We start from the raw sequence: 23,109 nt of genomic DNA, 5'->3' as shown, positions 1-23,109 counted from the left end.
TGTTATTTTGTTGATGCTACAATCCATGGCGCAGTCTGTTTATTTAAAAATGCGTTTAATCCATCTTTGGCTTCGTGACCTTGACGTATATCCGCAATGTGATTGGCGGTGGCAATCCTGAGTGACTCTGTAAGGGGATGTTGGCTTACCATTTGGATTAATTGTTTTGAGGCTGCTTGTGCCTGAGGCGCACCTTGTAATAAAGCGGCAATAATCTGGTCCAATTGCTGATCCAACTGTTCTGGATGACTGATTTCATGCACCAAGCCAATATGTTTTGCTTGTTCTGCACTGATCCGTTCTGCGGTTAAAAAGTAACGTGATGCCTGACGTGTACCGATTGCTGCAATAACATATGGACTGATGGTAGACGGGGCAAGTCCTAAACGTACCTCCGATGTCGCAAATTGTGCCTGAGTTGATGCAATACAGATATCACATGCTGCCGCTAGACCCATACCACCACCAAAGGCAATACCATGTACTCGGGCAATGGTAGGCTGTTTTAATGTGGCTAAAGTATTAAGCATTTTTGCAAGTTTCAGTGCATCCGCTTGATTGTCTGTATGAGCGGCCTGACCCGCTTGTTTCATCCAGTTTAAATCTGCACCTGCGGAAAAACTTTTGCCTCGTCCTGCCAATACGACAACACGTATATCAACACGTTGATTTAAATCCTGTAGACACTGATCAAGCTCCTCAATGAGCTGAGTATTAAAAGCATTATGCAGGTCGGCGCGATTGAGCCAGACTGTTGCAACCTGTTGTTGTAAAGTTAGTTCTAAATATTGATATGACATTTCGTTCTCCCTTTACATCCTGAATACGCCAAATTTTGTACTCTGAATCGGTGCATTCAGTGCAGCAGATAGGCTAAGTGCTAGCACATGACGACTTTGTGCAGGATCAATGATGCCATCATCCCAAAGCCGGGCAGAGGCATAGTAAGGATGACCCTGTTGCTCAAATTGGTCACGAATGGGCTGTTTAAACTGTTCTTCCTCTTGTGTTGACCATTGCTGACCATTGTTTTCAATTTGTTCACGTTTGAGGGTGGAGAGTACACTGGCAGCTTGTTCACCGCCCATAACTGAGATACGGGAGTTTGGCCAAGTCCATAAAAAACGAGGTGAATAGGCTCGTCCACACATACCATAATTACCAGCGCCAAATGAACCGCCGATGATCAATGTGATTTTAGGGACATTGGCAGTGGCGACTGCCATCACCAGTTTGGCACCATTTTTAGCAATCCCTTCATTTTCATATTGACGACCCACCATAAAGCCGGTGATATTCTGTATGAAAATCAGTGGAATACTACGTTGGCAGCAAAGTTCGATGAAATGAGCACCTTTTTGCGCTGATTCTGAAAATAAAATTCCATTATTGGCAATGATTCCCACAGGCATACCATATAATTGGGCAAAACCAGTGACCAAGGTTGTGCCAAAACGTGTCTTAAACTCGTCAAATCTTGAGCCATCAACAATTCTTGCAATGACTTCACGTACATCAAAAGGTTGACGACTATCAACCGGAACAATACCGTACAGTTCTTGGGCATCAAATAGTGGCGACTCAATTTGCTTTGCTTGGGTTTGCGGAGACTTATTTAAATTGGCAACGATATTTCTTGCAATGGCGATGGCATGTTCATCATTTTCGGCAAGATGATCGGCGACACCAGATAAACGTGTGTGTACGTCACCACCACCTAAATCTTCACTACTGACCACTTCACCGGTTGCCGCTTTGACCAATGGCGGCCCACCAAGAAAAATGGTACCTTGATTACGAACAATAATTGTTTCATCAGACATGGCAGGCACATATGCACCGCCTGCGGTACAACTGCCCATGACCACTGCAATTTGTGCAATACCCAGACTTGACATACGAGCTTGATTGTAAAAAATACGTCCAAAATGATCACGATCTGGAAAAACCTGTTCTTGTAACGGTAAATATGCACCACCGGAATCAACCATATAAATGCATGGCAAATGATTTTGTTCGGCGATTTCTTGTGCACGTAAATGTTTTTTGACTGTGAGAGGATAATACGTCCCGCCTTTAACGGTCGCATCATTGGCAACAATCATGCAGGCGATACCATTCACTAAACCAATCCCTGCTACGACCCCCGCAGCAGGAATATCAGTATCATAGACATGATAGGCAGCCAGTTGACCAATTTCTAGAAATGCAGTACCTGAATCAATCAATTGATTAATTCGTTCCCGTACTGGCAGTTTGCCCCGTGCAATGTGTTTTTGGCGTGCAATTTCTCCACCGCCTAGTGCGATATGGTTAGTCAGATTTTTAAGATCGTTTACTAATGTTTGCATAGCGAGTTGATTTTCTTTAAAACCTTCACTACGTACATTAATTTTGCTGGATAATTGGTTCATGGTCATGTCATCCTTTTCTTTTCCTATAATTCTTATTTGGTTTCGTTAAATAACTCACGACCAATCAGCATCCGACGAATTTCTGAGGTACCTGCACCAATTTCATAAAGTTTGGCATCACGCCATAATCGGCCTGCCGGATATTCATTGATATAGCCATTGCCACCTAAGGTTTGAATGGCTTCACCTGCCATCCATGTGGCTTTTTCAGCAGCATATAAAATGGCACTGGCTGCATCTTTACGTAAACTACGATCGTGATCGACTTGATCACAGGCTTGACCTACAGCATAGACTAAAGCTTTACATGCCAGCCAAGTCGAATACATATCTGCAAGCTTGCCTTGCATCAACTGAAATTCACCTAATGCTTGTCCAAACTGTTCACGATCATGTAAGTAGGGAACTACCACATCCATACAGGCATCCATGATGCCGAGTGGACCTGCGCTTAAGACTGCACGTTCATAATCCAACCCACTCATTAATACTTTGACACCATTACCTATTCCCCCTAATACGTTTTCTTTGGGGACGACCACATCATCAAAAAATAGTGGATAGGTATTTGAACCTCGCATCCCTAACTTATCTAGATGTGTGCCATGACTAAAACCAGCCATGCCTTTTTCAACTAGAAAGGCTGTAATTCCTTTATTTCCGGCTTTCAGATCAGTTTTGGCATAAACCACTAATACATCAGCGTCACCTCCATTGGTAATCCACATTTTTGTGCCATTTAATACAAAGTGATCACCTTTATCTTCGGCATATAATCGCATGCTGACTACATCTGAGCCTGCATTCGGTTCCGACATGGCAAGAGCACCAATATATTCACCAGATACCAGCTTAGGTAAAAAACGCTGTTTTTGCTGTTCGTTGGCATTACGATTGATTTGGTTGACACACAAATTGGAGTGAGCCCCATAGGATAAGGCAACCGCAGCGGAGGCTCTTGAGATTTCCTGCATCACAATAATGTGTGCGAGATAGCCTAAATTACTGCCACCATATTGTTCGCTCACTGTCATTCCGAGCAAACCCATATCTCCAAATTTTTTCCATAGATGTGCAGGAAATTTATTTTCTCTATCAATTTGTTGGGCAAGAGGTGCAATTTCTTTTTGGCAAAATGCTGCTACGGAGTCTCTAAATGCTAATAAGGTGTCGTCTAGTCCGAAATTTAAAGTTTTAAACGTCATTTGCTGTATCCTTCCATTGGTTTTCCATCGACATTTATCTGTCGTAAACTTATTTGATAGATTTACGATACTCCTTTTTTTTAAAAAAGTGAATATTAATTCAAAAAATGATTTACAATTCATTTTAAATGGGTGAGAATAAATTATGAGCTATAAACGATCATCTTTGATGCAAGAACGTATTGAGCAAAATCGTAAAGCGATATTGCAATCTGCAAAGCAGCTCATTGCTCAAGGCGGTTTCAAAGAGGCACAGGTGCAAGCCATTGCCGAGCTGGCTGGTGTTTCAAGTGGCTTGGTGTATCGTTACTTTGATAATAAGAGTCAAATCTTAATTGAAGTACTTTCTCAAGCGATTCACTTCGAGGTAGACATTTTGCATGCGATTTCATTGCAAGAGTTGCCAGTCGAGCAGAAACTTCACAAAGCAGTGGCAACATTTGTAAAACGTGCCCTAAATAGCCCACAGCTTTCATATTCGTTAATGTTGGAACCTGTTGATGCTGAGGTCGAATACGAACGATTTAAAAGCAAAAAATTGATTAAGGATGCTATTTATCGCATTTTGGAGGAAGGTCATACCAAGGGTGTGTTTGAGTTTGAAGATCTGAATACCACCGCACTTTGTATGGTAGGGGCGATGACGTTTTCTGTCATTGAACCACTTGATCCAGTGCAGAAAAATAATTTTAATCAATCACATAAAGACTATTTTAGTAAACAAGTGGCTGATTTCTGCTTGAGTTCAGTACGAATTGAAAAGAAGTTTTTAGGTGACGATAGAGAAGTATAAATAAGTTAGGTTGGCTTAGCAGTTAGGAATAAGTAAGTCAAAAAGAATCAAGGAGCGTGATTCAATGGAACCCATAAAGTTAAGTTATCTATCAGGGAAGAGTTCTCAACCACTCATTGGCATGACGATTGGTGAACTGTTTGATAAAGCTTGTGACAACTACGCTGATCAAGATGCATTGATTAGCGTTTTTCAAAATAAACGACTAACCTATCGAGAGTTACAGGTAAAAGTAGAAGCTTTTGCATGTAGCCTCATCGCATTAGGATTTCAAAAAGGGGAACGACTGGGTATTTGGTCACCAAATTGTTGGGAGTGGACGGTTGCCCAGTTTGCCGCTTTTAAAATAGGCGTGATTCTGGTCAATTTAAATCCTGCCTATAAAGCCCAAGAGCTGCATTATGTTCTCAATAAAGTAGGTTGTAGGGGTTTAGTGATTGCCTCCAAATTTAAAAGTACTGATTATCAACAAGTACTGACCCAAATTTCCCCAGAAATTCTCCAGACAAGTGATAAAAAGCTTAAGCTACAACAACTGCCGCAATTAGAAGTCGTAATTAAGATTGATCATTCCGTACCAGAAATGTTTTATCGGTTTCAGGATTTACTTGAGCAACCTTTAGAGCAGCAACGTATGCAGGTTGCCAAAATTGCGGGGACTTTACAATTTGATGACACGATTAACATTCAATTCACTTCAGGTACGACAGGTAATCCGAAAGGTACAATGTTGACGCACCACAATATTCTAAATAATGGTTTTTTTGTTGGCGAAGGAATTGGCTTAACTGCTCAGGATAAAATCTGTATTTCAGTGCCGCTATTTCATTGTTTTGGGATGGTGATGGGCAATTTGGCATGTATTAGCCATGGTGCGACGATGGTTTATCCTGCGGCAGTATTCAATGCTAGAGAGTCTTTAAATACGATTCATCAAGAGCGCTGTACAGCGGCTTATGGTGTTCCCACCATGTTTATTGCGATGCTAGAACAGGAAGATTTTGAACAATATGATCTTTCCTCATTACGTACAGGAATTATGGCAGGGAGTCCCTGTCCCAAAGAGATTATGCAGCGCGTAATGGAACGTATGCATATGTCTGAAATCACCATTTGCTATGGCATGACCGAGACATCACCAGTCAGTGTACAGAGCTATATCGATGATCCAATAGACAAACGGGTGAGTACTGTTGGGCATGTTCATCCGCATGTGGAAATAAAAATTGTCGATCCAGAGGGCAATATTGTGCCATTGGGAGTGTCAGGAGAATTATGTGTACGTGGTTATTCCGTTATGGCGGGATATTGGGCAGAACCTGAAAAGACCCATGAGGTAATTGATCTCAATAACTGGATGCATACGGGCGATATTGCACAAATGGATCAAGAGGGCTATATCAAAATCAAAGGACGTATGAAAGATATGGTAATACGTGGCGGAGAAAATCTCTTTCCAAAAGAAATAGAGGATTTTCTATATACCCATCCAGAAATTTCAGAAGTCCAAGTGATTGGTTTACCTGATGAACGATATGGCGAAGAATTATGTGCCTGTATTATTTTGCATGAAGGTCGCAGCTGTAGTGAAGAAGCGATTCGTATATTTTGTAAGGACAAAATTTCACATAATAAAATTCCACGTTACGTCAAATTTTTAACTGAATTTCCCATGACTGCTTCTGGTAAGGCGCAAAAATTTAAATTGCAAGAAATGATGTGTATGGAATTTAATCTCAATGCAGATGTGTTCTAGACCAGAATTAAAAGCCCAATTCAACCTTAGGTGAGTAACTGTAGGATGTCAGACATGTTAAGAAATGATTGGACACGAGATGAGATTCAACATATTTATCAACAACCGCTGTTGGATCTATTATTTGAAGCACAAAGTGTACATCGCCAGCACTTTAAAGCCAATACCATACAAATCAGTACGCTATTATCAATAAAAACAGGAAAATGCCCAGAAGATTGTAAATATTGTTCGCAATCTGCACATTATGATTCGGGTTTGGAGGCAGAAAAGCGTATTGCCATTGATAGGGTGATTATGGAAGCCAAACAGGCGAAAGCCTCTGGTTCTATGCGATTTTGTATGGGCGCTGCCTGGCGTAATCCACATGAACGTGATATGCCATATGTGCTTGATTTGGTAAAACAAGTTAAAGCACTTGGACTGGAAACCTGCATGACGCTGGGGATGTTAAGCGGTTCACAAGCACAGCGTCTTAAACAGGCTGGTCTGGATTATTACAACCATAATTTAGATACTTCACGAGAATATTATTCACATATCATTTCTACTCGCAGTTTTGATGATCGGTTAGATACCCTCGAACAGGTACGTCAGGCTGGTTTAAAGGTTTGTAGTGGCGGTATTGTTGGTTTAGGAGAAAAGAATCAGGATCGGATCGGTTTGTTGCTTGAACTGGCGACATTACCACAACATCCACAGTCGGTACCGATCAATATGCTGGTTCCGATTGCGGGTACACCATTGGCAGATGTAGAAAAACTGGATGTGATTGAATGGATCAGAACGATTGCTACTGCAAGAATAATTATGCCGCAAAGTTATATTCGTCTTTCTGCGGGGAGGGAATCATTAACACATTCTGATCAAGCCATGGCGTTTATGGCAGGTGCAAATTAGATTTTTTCTGGCGATAAATTATTAACGACGCCGAATGCTGGGCTTAATTCCGATCAAATTTTATTTGAAAAATTGGGATTGATTACCGAGTCTACACAGCTAAAACCACAACCATTAGCCATAGATGCCATGGCAGGTTAAGTGCATTTTAAGCTTATTATTCTCGGAGAAAGTTGATATGACTAAAGATTTTAACCATCCACAGATCGTGGCGAGTTATGACCAGCATATTCGTCAGCTTATTCCTGGTTATGAAACCATGCATCAACAGGTCAAGGCAATTCTCAAGGCAACGATGCCAGACCATGCTCAGATATTGATTATAGGTTGTGGCACTGGACATGAGCTACGCGAGTTGCTCAATGTTAATCACACATGGCATTTTACCGCAATTGATGTTTCTGAAAATATGCTGGATCAAGCGCGGAAAAATATTGCGCCACTGAATGAAAATTCTCGTGTGCAGTTTGTACTTGGCGATGCATCGGTACTGGCAGCGTCAGCCAAATTTCACAGTATTTTAGTACTTTTAGTCGCACATTTTATTGAATTTACAGCAAAGCTACCATTTTTTCAGATTTTAAATCAACATTGTTTGCGACAAGCAATTTTGCTGACTTACGATCTGATGCAGATGGCGCAACCTGCACTGTGGCAAGCCTTACCTTATTTATGTCAAAGCAATGGACTAAGCCAAAAGCAGACAGACACGATGATGACACGGTTGCCACAAGACTTTTTTTTAGTAAATGAACAGGAGTACTGTGACATTTTACAGCAGGCTGGATTTAATGAGACTTACTGCTTTAGTCAAGCCCTCACTTATCAAGGATTTATAGCCAAAAATTTTGATTAGGTACCCGAGAATCCCAGTTTGACTATTTTACAACTGGTTTAAAATTAGCCATTAACGGTAATGAGGGAAATGCATATTTCACCTAAGGAGGTGACTTATGCAAAAAATTACATCGTTATATGATACAGGAAGTACATATATGCATATTTGTTCAAAAAAAAAGCTGTATGGTGTGGTTGGATTATTTCTGCCATTAAGCCTACCTGGAATTGCTGTCGCTGATAGTTCCAGTGAAATCGCACAGCTACGTGCAGAAATTCAAGAGTTACGTGAGATATTAAATCTTAAACAAACCCAGATCGTTTCACCTTCTACAATAAATCCAGCAACAGAACCCGCACCGAAAGCAAGTTTATTAAAATCGGATATGTCATTTAATCTCTATGGCTATATCCGTGCTGATGCTTCCTATCAGATGAAGGGCGCATCGACAATGTACAACGCAATCAATACTGTACCATTGCAACATAGTAATGAGGCACAGCAACAAGCAGATCAATTCAGAACAACGGTCAATGTAACGCGTTTGGGCATGGATTTTAAAGTGCCTATTGATGATCAGAACCTCAGTGCAAAGTTAGAATTAGATTTTTTTGGTGGAGCAACTAGAGATCAGTTCCGTATTCGCCACGCTTATCTAAATTATGGTGATTGGCTGGTTGGGCAAACCTGGTCGAACTTTATTGCACCAGAATATTTACCAGAAACAATTGATGCAGCGACTTATGTGGGCGGCGCACTGCAACGCACCCCACTGGTTAAATATACCCGCCACTTATCTGATCACACCAGTTTTGCATTCAGTGCAGAAGATCCAAAATATACTGCAACCTCAGATCCGGAGTATAAAACAAGTGGACCGGCATTGGTCGGACGCTTAAACCACGCATTTAATCAGGGGGCTAAATTATCTGCACGAACATTTATGGCTCAGAAAAAAACCTATGCTGATGATGCATTAGCTTGGGGTATTGGTCTTGGTGGCACATATCCATTAACTGACCACACTCAATTTAAAGCAGATTATTATCATGTCAAAGGAGATGGCCGCTTTATTCTGTGGACCAATAGTGCCTATGCGTTGGATGATCAGCACAATATGCATTTGAATGAATTTGATGTGTTTAGTCTGGGATTAACCCATCAATTTACCACAAAACTACGCTCGACGATTGGTTACGGCTATATGCGTGCAGAAGATAGTAATGAATTTGCTCAGTTACAACACAATAACTCTAATCAAAATAAAAGCCTTTGGCAGGGATGGGTAAATGCGATGTATTCGCCGATTACACCAATAAGTTTTGGCGTTGAATATGTTTATGGTGAACGTGAAACCTTTAATGCCATTAAAGGACAGGATAATCGGTTTAACTTGACGGCAATCTATCAATTTTAATAGGTGTACAAGGGAACTTGGCGTTGATCACAGTGTGTTTCCTGATTCATTGGCAACACAGTTTAAAAATCTTTTGAATGGAAAATTCGAAATTAACCATAGTGAGGGAAGATTCTGAATGCTGTGCTAAACCATGTCTAAAGGATGGACAATAAAGGCATAAAGAGGGATCAACTTCATGCTCACATAGGAGGTGAGAACATGGCTAGGGATATATTAAATGTCAATTCAGTAATTGATGAGGCAAAATTCGGTAAATTTCACTGGGGTGTTTTATTCTGGTGTTTACTTATTATCATTTTTGATGGCTATGACTTGGTGATTTATGGGGTTGCATTACCATTATTAATGCAAGAGTGGTCGTTAACCTCAGTACAAGCTGGTATGTTAGCCAGTACTGCATTATGCGGCATGATGTTTGGCGCAATGGCATTCGGTACTTTAGCTGACAAATTCGGACGTAAAAAAATTATTTTAGCGTGCGTGACTTGTTTTAGTGGATTTACCTTTTTAGGTGCATTTGCTTCAACGCCAGTAGAGTTTGCGATTTTACGTTTCTTGGCTGGGCTAGGTATAGGTGGTGTCATGCCAAATTTGGTGGCTTTGACATCAGAATATGCCCCGAAAAAAATCAGATCAACGATGGTTGCAGTGATGTTTAGCGGTTATGCGATTGGCGGTATTATTTCTGCATTACTTGGCTCAATCCTGGTACAGGATTATGGTTGGCAAATCATGTTTTTAATTGCCGGTATTCCACTTCTTGGCTTTCCCATCATCTGGAAATATTTACCTGAATCATTAACATATCTGGTTAAAGATCAGCAGTATGAGTCGGCACGTGTGATTGTCAATAAAATTACGCCTGATGGTATGGTATCGAAAGATACACAGCTCATTTTAAATGAATCGACAGACAGCTCAGACAGTTCTGTAAAAGTCTTGTTTAAAGAGGGGCGTACATTTAGTACCTTGATGTTTTGGACAGCTTTTTTTATGTGTTTGCTCATGGTGTATGCATTAAGTAGTTGGTTACCCAAGCTGATGCTTGCCGCTGGTTATTCATTAGGTGCAAGTATTCTATTTTTACTGGCATTAAATGTGGGGGCAATGATTGGAGCAATTCTGGGTGGGGTTTTGGCAGACAAATTTCATCTTAAACCTGTCGTCGTCGGCATGTGTGTCTTAGCTGCATTGGCTTTAATTGGACTAGGTTTTAATTCCCCTACAATCATTTTATATAGTTTGGTTGGTGTTGCAGGTGCTACAACTATTGGGACATCGATATTATTGTATAGTTATGTTGCACAGTATTATCCTCTGGTCGCTCGGTCCACAGGTATTGGTTGGGCATCTGCAATAGGACGGGTCGGTGCAATTGTCGGACCAGTATTGACTGGAATGTTATTGACATTAAATTTGCCGCATACAACCAATTTTCTCATGATCAGTATTCCTGCAATATTGGCGGCTATTTCGATTGTAGTTTTAAAAAGGCACGACAATGATAGAATTGCAACTATAAATAATATTCCATCTCAGGAGTTGGAAAAAAGCTAAGAAAGGGCGTGTGTTGTGCGTTAATTACAGCATTTAATTTAAGCGGGAAATACATCATCTTATATTTTACAGTTAGATGAAAAATGCCTGAATTAGCATTAGACAGGGTTAATGGATTGAACAATATATACATCATATTGGTTATATTGAATATTTTATTTAATTGCTTACTTTTCACATTTTTCATTCTAAAGATTGAAGTTTAATGCTTTTTTAATTAAAAAAGACAAAAATTGAAAAAGCACCTTTCAAATTGGACATTTCTAGTTTTATTTGAAAGGTGCTTTTCTATGTCAAAAATATTCCCATGAATTCAAAACTATCGCTTAATAGCCAATCTTTAGGTCTCATCTGAAGAAATTTTAGTTGCAAATTTAATTCATGGATGAAGTATCAATAGATATTATTTCTTCTGTTTACTTGCCCAGTAGGTTGCAAGGGCAGGGCCGGAAATATTGTGCCATAAGCTAAAGATTGCACTGGGTACCGCGGTGATCGGTGATGCGGCAAAATGCACTGCGGCCAGTGCAACACCTAGTCCAGAGTTTTGCATTCCTACTTCGATTGCAATGGCTTTATTATCTGCATAAGACAGTTTAAACAAGCGACCAGCCCAATAACCAAATAAATAACCAAAACCATTATGCAGTATCACTACCATTAAAATCAGTGCCCCAGAGCTTAAGATCTGTGCTTTATTACCGCCAATAATGGCAGCGACAATGGACACAATGGCAACCACGGAAATAATCGGCATGACTTGCAGATAATAGTCAATTTTGCTTTTAAAAATCGTGCGAACAATCAGCCCTAAAATAATTGGTACCAAGACTACCTGCAAAATCGAGCTAAACATGGATAGCGCATCAATCTGAATCCATTCACTTGCCAATAAATAGAAAATAGCCGGGGTAAGAATCGGTGCAATACAGGTAGAAACACAGCTACAGGCAACAGACAAAGGCGTATTGCCTTTTGCCATATAGGTAATCACATTGGAGGCGGTTCCACTTGGACAGCAGCCTACCAGCAAGACACCAATGGCAATCTCCTGTGGCAAGGCAAAAATTTTACATAGTGCATAGGCAACCAAGGGCATAATCAGAAAATGTGCAAATACACCAATCCACACGGCTTTTGGATAACGTAAAACTTCTTTGAAATCATTCAAGGTCATGGTCATGCCCATACCGAACATGATAATGCCGAGAATGAATGGGATAAAAGGCAATAACCAAGTAAACAGTGACGGCTGATACATGGCGATCGCGGCAAAAAGAATGACCCACAATGCAAAAGTTTTCTGGATAAATTGACTGAATCGAATAAAAGCGGACATAAAATTTATTTCAAAATATCGTATGAATGAATACGGTGTACACCAGCATTTTGCATATTGCGCCATGCTTCGGCAAGAGAACCATTTAAATCGATACCGCGACAGGCATCTTCGATCACATAGGTTTCAAAGCCGAATTTTCGAGCATCGAGTGCACTCCATGCGACGCAAAAATCAGTTGCCAGTCCTACAAGGAAAACCGTATCAATCTGGCGCTCTTTGAGATAGCTGCTTAAGCCAGTCTGAGTCTGTTGATCAGCTTCAACAAAGGCAGAATAGCTATCAATATGGGTATGAAAACCCTTGCGTAGGATCAGTTGTGCGCTTGCCAACTGTAAGTCGGGATGTAGTTCGGCATCATGGCTACCTTGTACGCAATGACTTGGCCAAAGGACTTGTGGGCCATAATCCAGTGTAATGGTTTCAAAGGCCTGTTTACCCGGATGATTCTCTGCAAAGGAAATATGATTGTCAGGATGCCAATCCTGTGTGATCACGATATTGGCAAAATACCCAGCCAATTGATTGATCAGTGGGACGATCTGGTCACCTTCGGCAACTGCTAAATGACCACCTGGACAAAAGCCATTTTGTACATCGATCACAATCAAGGCACTGTGTTGATTGATTTGCATGTCTGACATCTTGTTGTTATACAATTTTATTATGCTAGCATAAAGCAATATGATACTGCGCGAATTGGTGAAAAATTGCTGATTTTTCTTTGATAAGAAAATCTAAAGATCTTTAGAAAAAGGCTAAATAAATTAAAAAATACTTGAATTTTAAAAAAACTGGTTATATTATGCGCTCAGACATTGAGTTGTCTGTAATCTCTCTTTATTTGAATTTGATTTTCATAAGCTTATCCACCCTCGGATAAGCTTTTTTTTTAGCTAAATTTTGGCTTTATTACTGATTAAATACTTGAAATTACCAGTTTTAATGCAAATCCAAAAAATAAAATTCCTACCGATGCAATGCCTAATGTCGAGAGTATTAGATGTGATTTAAAGAAATCAGCCATTTTTGCACCTGCCAGAATTAGACTACTCAAATAAGTGAGGCTACAGATCTGAAGTAAAATACCTAACATCAAAAAACTTAAACTTGGATAGGGATAGGCTGGATCAACAAATTGAATAAAAAAAGACAGAAAAAATAAAATCGCTTTTGGATTGAGCAAGCTAATACTCATTGCCCGAGCAAAATACCGGTTTGAGCTTGTGGACGGCTCAAAGGCAATCTGTTCGGCTAAATGACGGGATCGCCAGCGTTGTAATGCTGCACCTAATAATTGACTGCCTAACCAGCCGAGATAAATTGCACCAATGACTTTGAGTATAATAAATAGCATTGGTATCGCTTTTAACAGTGAGGCAGCACCGATCACAGTGAGTAACATCAGAATTGTATCACCCGTCAATACTCCCCATGCAGCGCGATAGCCTGCTTTGAGTCCGTGACGGGAAGCAACAGACATGACATATAAGGAATTTGGACCGGGCAGGAGAATAATTAAAATTGTACCGATTAAATAGGTACTTAAATCAGTAATACCAAACATGTGTATGTAGCAAAAATAAGAAAAATCAAGATTAAGACTTTATCAATAAAAATACCAGTCATGCGCTAAATCTGACATGATTTTATAAGCTTTTAATCAAGCCAAGGTAAGCAAATCAATTAAATAAAACCTGCGACCACATTGATGAGAATGGCCAGTAAAGACGTATTAAAACAAAAGGATAATGTACAGTGAAAAATATTTAGCAAACGCATTTTGCGAGTGGTAATCGAGACATCGGCAGTTTGTGCAGATGTACCAATAATATAGCTAAAATAGATAAAATCCGGATAGGTTGGGTATTCTGTATTGGGAAATGTTAAACCACCATCTTTTTGTTTTAGTCTGGCAATATAAAAATCATGTGCATAATGGATAGCAAAGATGGTATGCATCATCAGCCATGAAGACACGATAGTAAAAATAGCAATGATAATGTGTCCGACTTTGGTTGGACCCTGTTCAGGCAAATCTGATAAGCCAGCAATAATGGCAATCATTGACATGATTAAAGAGAGTAATAGAATCAACATAATGATCCATTTACTTTCATCCTGTTTTTGTGCGCGTTGTTGGATGTCCTGATGTTCGGATTGCCAGATTTTTTGAAATAACATGATTAGATAAAACCAGACCACACTGTTCCAGCCCAGTAGGACAATGGTTGACCATGTCCAGTGGGTAAATAAGCTCAGGATTAAACTAATAACAATGCCAAGACTTGCAGCAATGAAGAAAGTTGGACGATTCTGGATACCACTTTGAATCAGATGAAGCATTCTGATATTCATGAAGTATCCTCCGAAATATACTAAAAATAATTATAATATAAAGGGTTGCCATACATCATTACGATTATCCCAGTAGCTTAACTGTGCTTGTGTTAAATCACTGAGCTTAATCCAGCAATCCTTACCGACTTTATCACTAAATCCGGTACTGATTAATAATGCTTCATCGGTGATTTCCATAATCCAGCCCTGTAGTACCTGACCATTGGCAAGAATGATTTTTTGTTGATTACCTGCTTCGGCAAAGTCGATTAAGCGCTGTGCAATATCCATGGAAAATCCTGATTATTTGAGATAGGGATAAGGGTTGGTGGCACCACGACCTTTTCCACTTAAATAAATACCATAGTGTAAATGAGGGGCGGTGGAACGGGCATTACCCGTATTGCCAACATAACCGATTAAATCGCCTTTACGAATATAATCACCTTCATTTAAGCCACGTTTATGCTTGGAAAGATGTGCATAATAATGCCATGAGCCGGATGGGCCAATGATCCAGATCACTGTGCCGCCAAGATTATTACCTTTTAGGCTGGCCACTAGACCATCTGTTGTACTATAAACTTTTGTGCCTTTTTCCGCCATGATATCAATACCTTCATGCGAACGTCCCTGACTTCGGGCGGCCCCCCACGTATCATTGAGTTGCTTACGTGATACGCCCTGTACCGGAACAGGCAGACGGCTAGATAAAGGTTGCTGTTGTAATTGGCGGATCATGTTTTGATTTAATGGTGTGGACTTGATAGGTTTTGATGCACAGCCGGCAATCAGCAGTAACATCATACTCATGAAAATAAAGAAAATATTTCGAGTTTTAAATATAGTATTGAACATGAGTCGCCAAACCGATCCTTTTAAATATTAAAATTGAGCAATCACTTTTTGCATGGCTGTGGGAATTGCACCTTGTTGAATGTGTTTCGTCAAATAAGGCATGGCCTGAAAATAAGTTGCCAATTGGGCACTCGTTGCAGCATCTACAGAAAATTTATGACACTTTAACTGCCATGTAAAGTGGGTAAACTGATGTTGAACCTGACTTTGACCACTTTCCTTTAACTGCCACTTGTCCAGAAAGGTTATCAATTCCTGTTCATCTTCAATAATAGGCAAGCTATATAAGCCGCCCCATAAGCCTTCATTTGGCCGTTTCTGCCATAGCCAATGTGCTGCATGTTCAAAGATCATGACATGTCCCTGACGAATCGGTACAGTCTTTTTGGCTTTTTTCTCGGGATATGCCAGTACATTATTCTGTTGATATGCCTGGCAATCCTCTTGCATCGGACAATATAGACAGAGCGGTTTTTTCGGTGTGCAAATGGTTGCGCCTAGATCCATGATGGCTTGAGTATAGTCGGCATGACGATCCTGTGGCACAAGTTCGCTTGCCAGTTGCCATAATTCCTTGTCTTTGGCAGGTTTGGATAAGTCCCCTGAAATTGCAAAATAACGGGACAGTACACGTTTGACATTGCCATCGAGAATCACGCCAAATTGTCCTAAGCCTAAAGACATCATGGCACCGGCAGTAGAGCGTCCAATTCCGGATAAAGCTATCCAGCCATCAAGGTCTTTTGGAAAATTGCCTTGTTCGACTACTTGCTGTGCTGCCTTATGCAGGTTTCTGGCACGTGCATAATAACCAAGTCCAGCCCAATAGGGGGCAACCTCGTCCCAGCTTGCCTGTGCCAATGCTGCGACTGTAGGAAATCGTGAGATAAAACGATCATAATATTGCAGCACGGTTTTGACTTGGGTTTGCTGCAACATGATTTCAGATACCCAGACCTTGTAAGGATCATTTTTAATCTGCCAAGGTAAATCATGGCGACCGTGAACATCAAACCAGTGTAAAAGTTTGTCGGCAAAAGAGCTGTGATTAGACATCAATGAATAGGGATAGGTGTATGCAGAAAGTGCAGAGCATAGCAGTATTTGACATGCTTGCCTAATCAAAATATGTGGGCTTTTTGGCGGTCTGATATGATCGTACTAGACAAGTTGAGATCAGGTTTCGACAATGCCTTTTAAAGTATACATGTCGGCATCGTGTAAATGCTCATGGGCTTCTTCAACAATTTCCTCGATTTTGCAGTCCTGTACATTATCTCGTTCTGGATATAACCAGCGCGTGATTTGCTCTACAACACTGGAGTGATATTGAATCTCCATGTGATTTAAACCATAAAAAATGGCTTTGTGCGACTCTGGCACCTTGAGTTGATATTTGATATTGGGATGTTCACCCAATGCACTACTGACACTGACCAGATAATCTCCGATCATTTCAAGTGTTTTGGAGTGGTTGGGTTTGAGTTCGATGCTACCGGCAACCAGAAAGGTATTAATCCGGCTTGGAATCGGTGCAGGTTTTCGTACATCTTGTAGCGTACCAGAGCGACCATCAAGATATTCCCAGTCATCATCACGCACACTGCCATAACGCAAATCCATAATGCCATCGCTACGAATCTGGGTAAGGCGACCAATACGATCTAGAATCGGTAACCGCCCCAAATTATCCTGAAGCATAAAGCCAAGTCGTTCCAGTACGGCGCCGTGATGTGGGGAACCAATACAGACCAGATTACCAACTTTGTTGATCCAGTGGTGGACATTCTGTTTGCCGTAAAACAACGCACTACGCGTCACCAGACCACCCATACTGTGCCCAATTAAATCAATACTGGTGATACGGGGATTACGCTGGATTAAATCTTCAATCAGCCATGCAAAGGTTTTACCATTCGCCGAAATACGTCGTCCTGTATTGTAATTGAGATAGAGCATGATGTTATTATCACGTTGCGCTAAAAGTCTTTCGCCCACACCGCCATAATTGCCGTGCGACCAAGACAGATGACTCATACACAGACCATGTACCATAATCACCACACGACCCGCAATTTCACCACTTTGTCGTTGACCATAATGATCGTAAAATACCATCGGCAGTGCCAGCGGATTCTGATGTTGAAACAGGTAATTTCCCAATACGCCATTTAATGCACCAATAAAATAATGCAGTGCCGGATTGAGCGGTTTTTGTTGTAAATTTGGAAAGCGAAAATTCAAATGGCGTAAAGCTGGTGCAACAATATGTTGTCCATAGCCCTGAGCAAAACGATAGCCTTGACGAAACAGTTTTTGTACAAATGGACGCGCCAGAATCCGGTTGGATTGTTCTTGAGTAAAACCCAATGTTTTTAATAAAATTTCTCTATGAATCAGCTGGATAACATCATGTACACCCAGTAAATTGACTGTAACAAGCTGTGCTAAACCTTCAATCACATCGGCTTGATTGGGCGGCGTGGAATCCCAGCGACAATAGGTTTCGTGTAATGGTGTTAAACTTGGCATCGTTGCGATCCTCGCCTATACAATTTTACCCTGGCTATTTTAATCATTCAAAATAGGGCAATTTAACTGTCTACATTTCCACAGCTATCGTTTTAAAATGCTGATATGGTTTTAAAATAACGCATCAGTAGCTTACATCATCAAGTTTTTGTCTGACAATGTATCTAAATGTCATGCTGTCCTTGTACTTTATGGCGCTATTGATTGTTTTAAACTAAAAACAGGGTTTGGTAAAGTAACTAATGAAAATAAATACATTCTTTATAAAAGTTCGATTAAATGTGATTTATCGCACAGATAAATTGCTGGGATCAATGAAAATTTAGCCAAAATAATGTCGTAACTTGTCGTGGCTTTTGCAAATTATGCATCTAGGCATGTTTTTTTAGCAAAAAATATTATACTGTACAGACGCCATATCATTAAATTTTTGCTTGTTAGATAAAGGGAACCTCAACACGTGTCGCAATATACTGCACAATCACTCGAAGTTTTATCTGGTTTAGACCCTGTACGTCGTCGCCCAGGGATGTATACCGATACCACTCGACCAAACCATCTGGCACAGGAAGTGATTGATAATGCAGTCGATGAGGCACTGGCAGGCCATGCCAATAAAATTAAAGTGGTGGTTTATGCTGATGGCTCGTTGTCGGTTGAAGATAATGGCCGCGGCATGCCAGTTGATATTCATCCGGAATATGGACAAAGCGGGATTGAAATTATCCTGACCAAACTACATGCCGGCGGTAAATTCAGCGATAAAAACTATGAGTTCTCAGGCGGTTTGCATGGTGTCGGGATTTCTGTGGTGAATGCATTATCCACTAAGGTTGATGTGACCGTGCAGCGTGATGGTAATCTCTATCAAATGCATTTTGCCGATGGAGAAGCGACACAACCATTACAGGTTTTTGAAGGTAAGGCACCTAAACGCAGTACTGGGACAGTGGTACATTTTTGGCCTAATCCCAAATATTTTGATAGCGCCAAATTTGCTTTAAAAGCACTCAAGCATAATCTAAAAGCCAAAGCGGTACTTGCCGCAGGTTTACATATTGAATATATCGACGAAATTAATCACGAAAAACTAGAATGGCAATTTGAAAATGGCCTACTGGATTATTTAAAGGATGAAGTTCAGGATCGGGACATTCTGCCAGAGATTCCTTTTATTTCTCAAGGAAAGGTTGATAAATCTAGCTGTGAATTTGCCATCTGCTGGAATGTTGATGGCGGCGAGCAGGTTCAGGAAAGCTATGTCAATTTGATTCCGACAGCACAGGGCGGTACCCATGTAAATGGCTTACGCGCAGGAATTACCGATGCATTGCGGGAATTTTGTGAGTTACGCAATTTATTACCACGGAATTTAAAACTGTCCCCTGAAGATGTCTGGGATGGCGTGAATTATATTTTGTCACTCAAGTTTCAGGAACCACAATTTTCCGGACAAACCAAAGAGCGGTTATCTAGCCGTGAAGCATCAGGTGTTGTACAAAATATTGCCAAAGATGCCTTTGCCCTTTGGCTCAATCAATATCCGGAAGTCGCTACACAACTGGCTGAGCTTGCCATTACCAAAGCTGGTCGTCGTCTAAAAGCAGCTAAAAAAGTTGAGCGTAAAAAAATTACCTCTGGTCCTGCTTTACCCGGAAAACTTGCCGACTGTGTTGGTGTTACCCGTGAAGACTCCGAACTATTTATTGTCGAAGGTGATTCCGCAGGGGGCAGTGCCAAGCAGGCGCGGGATAAGAATTTTCAGGCCATTATGCCAATCCGTGGGAAAATTCTAAATACTTGGGAAGTGGCTTCTGATGAAGTTCTGGCTTCGGAAGAAGTACATAATATTGCCATTGCCATCGGGGTAGATCCGGGCAGTGATGATCTATCCGAATTGCGTTATGGCAAAATCTGTATTCTTGCCGATGCCGATTCCGATGGCTTGCATATTGCTACCTTGCTTTGTGCCTTATTTGTCAAGCACTTTCCAACACTGGTTGAGGACGGGCATTTGTTCGTTGCTATGCCACCGCTGTATCGGATTGATATTGGCAAAGATGTACATTATGCGCTTGATGACGATGAGCTAGACAGTATCTTGAAAAATGTTAAAGGCAATAAAAATCCACAAATTACTCGATTTAAAGGATTGGGTGAAATGAATGCGATTCAGTTGCGTGAAACCACTATGGACCCGAATACACGTCGTCTAGTTCAGCTTGATCTTGATGATATGCAGTTTACTGCAATTTTGCTGGATAAATTGCTGGCCAAAAAACGTGCACCAGATCGTAAGCAATGGCTGGAACAAAAAGGTAATCTGGCTGATATCGGGATATGATCAGCACGATTTCTTTTGATCTTTTACTCAACTTATGTGTTATCAAGCATATATAAATCACATTTATTTTATGAAAATAGATGTGATTTATTCCCGATCCGCAAATAGGGGATCGGTTAAATCCTTCATTTTGGGTTCGGTAAGAAAATATTGATGACCCATTTCAGGTAGATATTTACCCCGATCGTCATCTACAGGTGCAAGATAATATTCATAGGCACCTTCGATGGGTAATTTCTCATTACCTTTTTGTAAATAAATATCCTTCAATTTAAAATCATCATCAAAATCCATTTTGATTGTAGAAAATTCATTAGGTTGTGCAGTCTGTTCATTCGTTGCCAGACTACGTTTTGGATAAAGATATTCAAAACGCTTAAAGAAATAATCCAGATTAGGATCGTTATAATAGGGGATATATTGATCCGCCGACCATTTCGGAATCGGGAATAGATGAACTTCTACCCAGTACCGCACACCTGTGGGTTTATAGGTAATCCATGTGACCAGTTTGATCGGTACAGCTTTTAATCTGGTTTTATCTTGTTCTATCTGATCCTCTAATATTTCGTAGCGTTCGGTATTGGCATATTCTGCGTAATATTCACCGGACCATTCCCCATTCTCTGCCGTAACCTCCAGATTCCATGGATAACGAGTCTGCATACGTTTGTACCATTCCGGACTAATTGTCCATTCGCCCTTGATCCAGCGTTTATAGATTTCCGGATAGTTTTTTTCAAAGTCTTTTTTTGCTGTTTCTATTGCTTCTTCTCTTAAATTTTGTGTTTTTAAATATTCTAAATCGCTTGTATATGTTAGCCCTATTGTTTGGGTATAATCCGCTTCAATCTTTTTGGCTTGCCATGAACCAATTTCCTGACGAATCCCCGGACCGACGGCTGTGACAATCACCCAGCCTTTAGGGGCAAAACCGATTTCGATATCATGATAAACCCTTGGGGTACTTTCAGTATCACCCATGCCTTTATATATATGAGTAAATAATGTTATTAATTTTTCTTTGGGTAAATTCTGGATCAACTGATAAAATTGGTTATCATAACTGTCAAAATAGGTGATATGCATCACTTCAGGCAAAGGTTGCTTAAATGAGTTACCACCCAAAGGGTTCCCACCACGCCCCCATGTTCCACCAGTACCATCCAGAGTACGTAGCCATGTACCGTCAGCCAGATAAAATGCAGTTCTTAAGTTTTTATCCACCGGCGATTTAACAATATATGATTCCACATATAAATCATCTTTATTTTTATAATTAGTTAACATGGCATTGGCAACTCTTGCGCCCCATTCAACATCATTCTTATGCTTTATGTAGTCTGTCATATAACGATATCCTTGAAATAAAATTAAAGCTAAAAAAAATATACAAGCAATACTGATGACTATATTGGTTTTTTTATTTTTAGCCATTATGTATCTTCCTGTACGGCAAACCATTTTTTAAGCGGATGGTATAGCCTAGATCATCCGTTAATCCACCGTTATAGCTTTTACGTGCTGACCAGTGTAAATACTGATGCCTTAAATTTTGTACCTGTGCCTGATCTTTTAAGCATAAATCCAGACGGTTGCCCCACTGTAGATTCTTTATCACCGTTGCAGGTTGACGAACGATTAATTCTTTTAGAATACCATTAGGAATTTTTTGTTCATGTACAAGAATATTTTTATTGAAAGTTAAGCCACCAAATTGTTGAGCTATCAGACGCATAATCTTTAATGATATTTTGTGGTAATCATTGGGGATGTTTTTCCGACTAGCAAGATGCCCGGGTGAGATTGCGCGAGGATTAACTTTTTGAAGTGTTTTAATATTGTCTGTTTTATAAAAGCCTTGATCCAAAAACCAATTTTTTAATTTATCATTGGAAATATGATAGCCATCACTTAATCCACTGGGGTAACTGCCGCCAATATCCGAATGTGCGCCATTCATTAATATTTCCAGACCATATTTATCCCGAATGGCTGCAATAATATTGGTTAATGAAAAATATTCCCGATATTCATCACATGCGACAATATGGCAGACTTTGGTTATTTTTTTATCATTGCTATCCAATGCCCTAAAATCAAGACTGAGTTCATTGACATCATCATCAAAGTCCGGATTTACAGCATTATAACCTGCACCACTTAGCCCAAATACAGCGGTTTTCTTATCTATACCAAAATCTTGAAAGGATGAAACTGTATCAAAAATACCAATAAAACCAAAACGAATCCGATTGGCCGATATCCCCCAATCCTTAAACAACCTGGGCTGAGTTTTTGCCAGATGAACAAAATGTCGTGCCGTTGCAGCACCTCGACTAAAACCAAAAACATTTAATATAAGAATATTGGGTTTAATTTGACCTTGATCATCTTTCAATTTTTGTTGTATCGCATTAAATGCAGATTTGGCACGCTCCACTATACCGGTTTCTCCACTACCAAAAGCAAAGCCACGGGTACTATCTTCCTGATATTTGCTGGATCCCATCCCTTCAATATAAACCCAACTTATCCCTTTTTTTAGTAAACGATTACTATATAAATGTGCCACATTGGAATAGGCATTGGTATAGCTTTCATAATCTTTTGCATTTTTTGCGATTTGCGCTTTAAACCTGTCATGTGCATCAATATTGTATAAATTATTTTTTGTACCATCAAAAAATACATTAATGGTTGCCTGATTGATCACTACAGGGGTAAAAGAATCTTTTTGCTGGTTGGATTGTGCTTGCTGGTTGATACTTGTAGTTGCCGAGCTGGTTTTGTTTTTACTGGGAGGTGCCATC

Annotated in this window: 19 protein-coding genes and 1 pseudogene; 7 read left to right on the top strand and 13 right to left on the bottom strand. The window is 40.2% G+C overall.

Features of this window, described 5'->3' with window-relative positions:
- Positions 1-2: 2 nt before the first annotated feature.
- The 3 genes from CAP51_RS04895 to CAP51_RS04885 are packed head-to-tail and all read right to left on the bottom strand — an operon-like array spanning position 3 to position 3,619.
- Positions 3-800, bottom strand: coding sequence for an enoyl-CoA hydratase/isomerase family protein (locus CAP51_RS04895; protein ID WP_087619606.1), 798 nt, complete (start codon positions 798-800; stop codon positions 3-5).
- 12 nt (positions 801-812) lie between these two features.
- Positions 813-2,414 (bottom strand): carboxyl transferase domain-containing protein, encoded by a 1,602-nt coding sequence (locus CAP51_RS04890; protein WP_087619605.1) that lies wholly within the window; start codon positions 2,412-2,414, stop codon positions 813-815.
- A 32-nt stretch (positions 2,415-2,446) separates the two neighbouring features.
- Positions 2,447-3,619, bottom strand: coding sequence for an isovaleryl-CoA dehydrogenase (locus CAP51_RS04885; protein WP_087619604.1), 1,173 nt, complete (start codon positions 3,617-3,619; stop codon positions 2,447-2,449).
- A 145-nt stretch (positions 3,620-3,764) separates the two neighbouring features.
- Here CAP51_RS04885 and CAP51_RS04880 point away from each other — a divergent pair, with 145 nt between their 5' ends.
- From CAP51_RS04880 to CAP51_RS04855, 6 genes and pseudogenes are all read left to right on the top strand, one after another.
- On the top strand, positions 3,765-4,412 hold the full coding sequence (locus tag CAP51_RS04880; RefSeq protein WP_087619603.1) for a TetR/AcrR family transcriptional regulator: 648 nt from the start codon (positions 3,765-3,767) through the stop codon (positions 4,410-4,412).
- Positions 4,413-4,476: 64 nt separating this feature from the next.
- The gene (locus tag CAP51_RS04875) at positions 4,477-6,168 is read left to right on the top strand and encodes an AMP-binding protein (RefSeq protein ID WP_087619602.1); all 1,692 of its coding nucleotides are present in this window, start codon (positions 4,477-4,479) and stop codon (positions 6,166-6,168) included.
- A gap of 54 nt (positions 6,169-6,222) precedes the next feature.
- Positions 6,223-7,209, top strand: a pseudogene (gene bioB / locus CAP51_RS04870) (biotin synthase BioB).
- A gap of 37 nt (positions 7,210-7,246) precedes the next feature.
- Positions 7,247-7,924, top strand: a complete 678-nt coding sequence (locus tag CAP51_RS04865) for a class I SAM-dependent methyltransferase (RefSeq protein WP_087619601.1) — start codon at positions 7,247-7,249, stop codon at positions 7,922-7,924.
- 139 nt (positions 7,925-8,063) lie between these two features.
- On the top strand, positions 8,064-9,323 hold the full coding sequence (locus tag CAP51_RS04860; RefSeq protein WP_087619892.1) for a DcaP family trimeric outer membrane transporter: 1,260 nt from the start codon (positions 8,064-8,066) through the stop codon (positions 9,321-9,323).
- 201 nt (positions 9,324-9,524) lie between these two features.
- Entirely contained in the window at positions 9,525-10,883 is a 1,359-nt protein-coding gene (locus CAP51_RS04855) for an MFS transporter (RefSeq protein WP_087619600.1), read from the top strand.
- 403 nt (positions 10,884-11,286) lie between these two features.
- On the opposite strand, the gene CAP51_RS04850 is transcribed toward CAP51_RS04855, so the two are convergent.
- From CAP51_RS04850 to CAP51_RS04815, 8 genes are all read right to left on the bottom strand, one after another.
- Positions 11,287-12,222: a bile acid:sodium symporter family protein gene (locus CAP51_RS04850; RefSeq protein ID WP_087619599.1), complete on the bottom strand. Its 936-nt coding sequence runs from the start codon at positions 12,220-12,222 to the stop codon at positions 11,287-11,289.
- Positions 12,223-12,227: 5 nt separating this feature from the next.
- Complete coding sequence (gene pncA / locus CAP51_RS04845; RefSeq protein ID WP_087619598.1) at positions 12,228-12,857, bottom strand: bifunctional nicotinamidase/pyrazinamidase; 630 nt, start codon at positions 12,855-12,857, stop codon at positions 12,228-12,230.
- A gap of 284 nt (positions 12,858-13,141) precedes the next feature.
- Positions 13,142-13,789: a leucine efflux protein LeuE gene (gene leuE / locus CAP51_RS04840; protein WP_087619597.1), complete on the bottom strand. Its 648-nt coding sequence runs from the start codon at positions 13,787-13,789 to the stop codon at positions 13,142-13,144.
- Positions 13,790-13,908: 119 nt separating this feature from the next.
- Complete coding sequence (locus CAP51_RS04835) at positions 13,909-14,580, bottom strand: DUF1345 domain-containing protein (protein WP_087619596.1); 672 nt, start codon at positions 14,578-14,580, stop codon at positions 13,909-13,911.
- A gap of 30 nt (positions 14,581-14,610) precedes the next feature.
- Positions 14,611-14,853, bottom strand: a complete 243-nt coding sequence (locus tag CAP51_RS04830; protein ID WP_087619595.1) for a hypothetical protein — start codon at positions 14,851-14,853, stop codon at positions 14,611-14,613.
- A gap of 12 nt (positions 14,854-14,865) precedes the next feature.
- Positions 14,866-15,375: a M23 family metallopeptidase gene (locus CAP51_RS04825; protein WP_420535112.1), complete on the bottom strand. Its 510-nt coding sequence runs from the start codon at positions 15,373-15,375 to the stop codon at positions 14,866-14,868.
- 72 nt (positions 15,376-15,447) lie between these two features.
- Positions 15,448-16,476, bottom strand: coding sequence for an A/G-specific adenine glycosylase (mutY, locus tag CAP51_RS04820; protein WP_087619593.1), 1,029 nt, complete (start codon positions 16,474-16,476; stop codon positions 15,448-15,450).
- A gap of 120 nt (positions 16,477-16,596) precedes the next feature.
- Positions 16,597-17,952: an alpha/beta fold hydrolase gene (locus CAP51_RS04815; RefSeq protein ID WP_087619592.1), complete on the bottom strand. Its 1,356-nt coding sequence runs from the start codon at positions 17,950-17,952 to the stop codon at positions 16,597-16,599.
- Positions 17,953-18,412: 460 nt separating this feature from the next.
- Here CAP51_RS04815 and parE point away from each other — a divergent pair, with 460 nt between their 5' ends.
- Positions 18,413-20,296, top strand: coding sequence for a DNA topoisomerase IV subunit B (parE, locus tag CAP51_RS04810; protein WP_087619591.1), 1,884 nt, complete (start codon positions 18,413-18,415; stop codon positions 20,294-20,296).
- Between the two features lie 87 nt (positions 20,297-20,383).
- Here the strand turns inward: parE and CAP51_RS04805 are convergent, their stop codons facing one another.
- Together CAP51_RS04805 and CAP51_RS04800 are read right to left on the bottom strand one after the other, a co-directional pair.
- The gene (locus tag CAP51_RS04805; RefSeq protein WP_245809071.1) at positions 20,384-21,646 is read right to left on the bottom strand and encodes a DUF2931 family protein; all 1,263 of its coding nucleotides are present in this window, start codon (positions 21,644-21,646) and stop codon (positions 20,384-20,386) included.
- 79 nt (positions 21,647-21,725) lie between these two features.
- Complete coding sequence (locus CAP51_RS04800; RefSeq protein WP_087619589.1) at positions 21,726-23,108, bottom strand: phospholipase effector Tle1 domain-containing protein; 1,383 nt, start codon at positions 23,106-23,108, stop codon at positions 21,726-21,728.
- Position 23,109 lies beyond the last annotated feature (1 nt).

The organism is Acinetobacter populi, assembly GCF_002174125.1.
Taxonomy (GTDB): Bacteria; Pseudomonadota; Gammaproteobacteria; order Pseudomonadales; family Moraxellaceae; genus Acinetobacter; species Acinetobacter populi.
The sequence above is the reverse complement of the archived record's forward strand: the minus strand, read 5'-3'. Positions and strand labels throughout refer to the sequence as shown.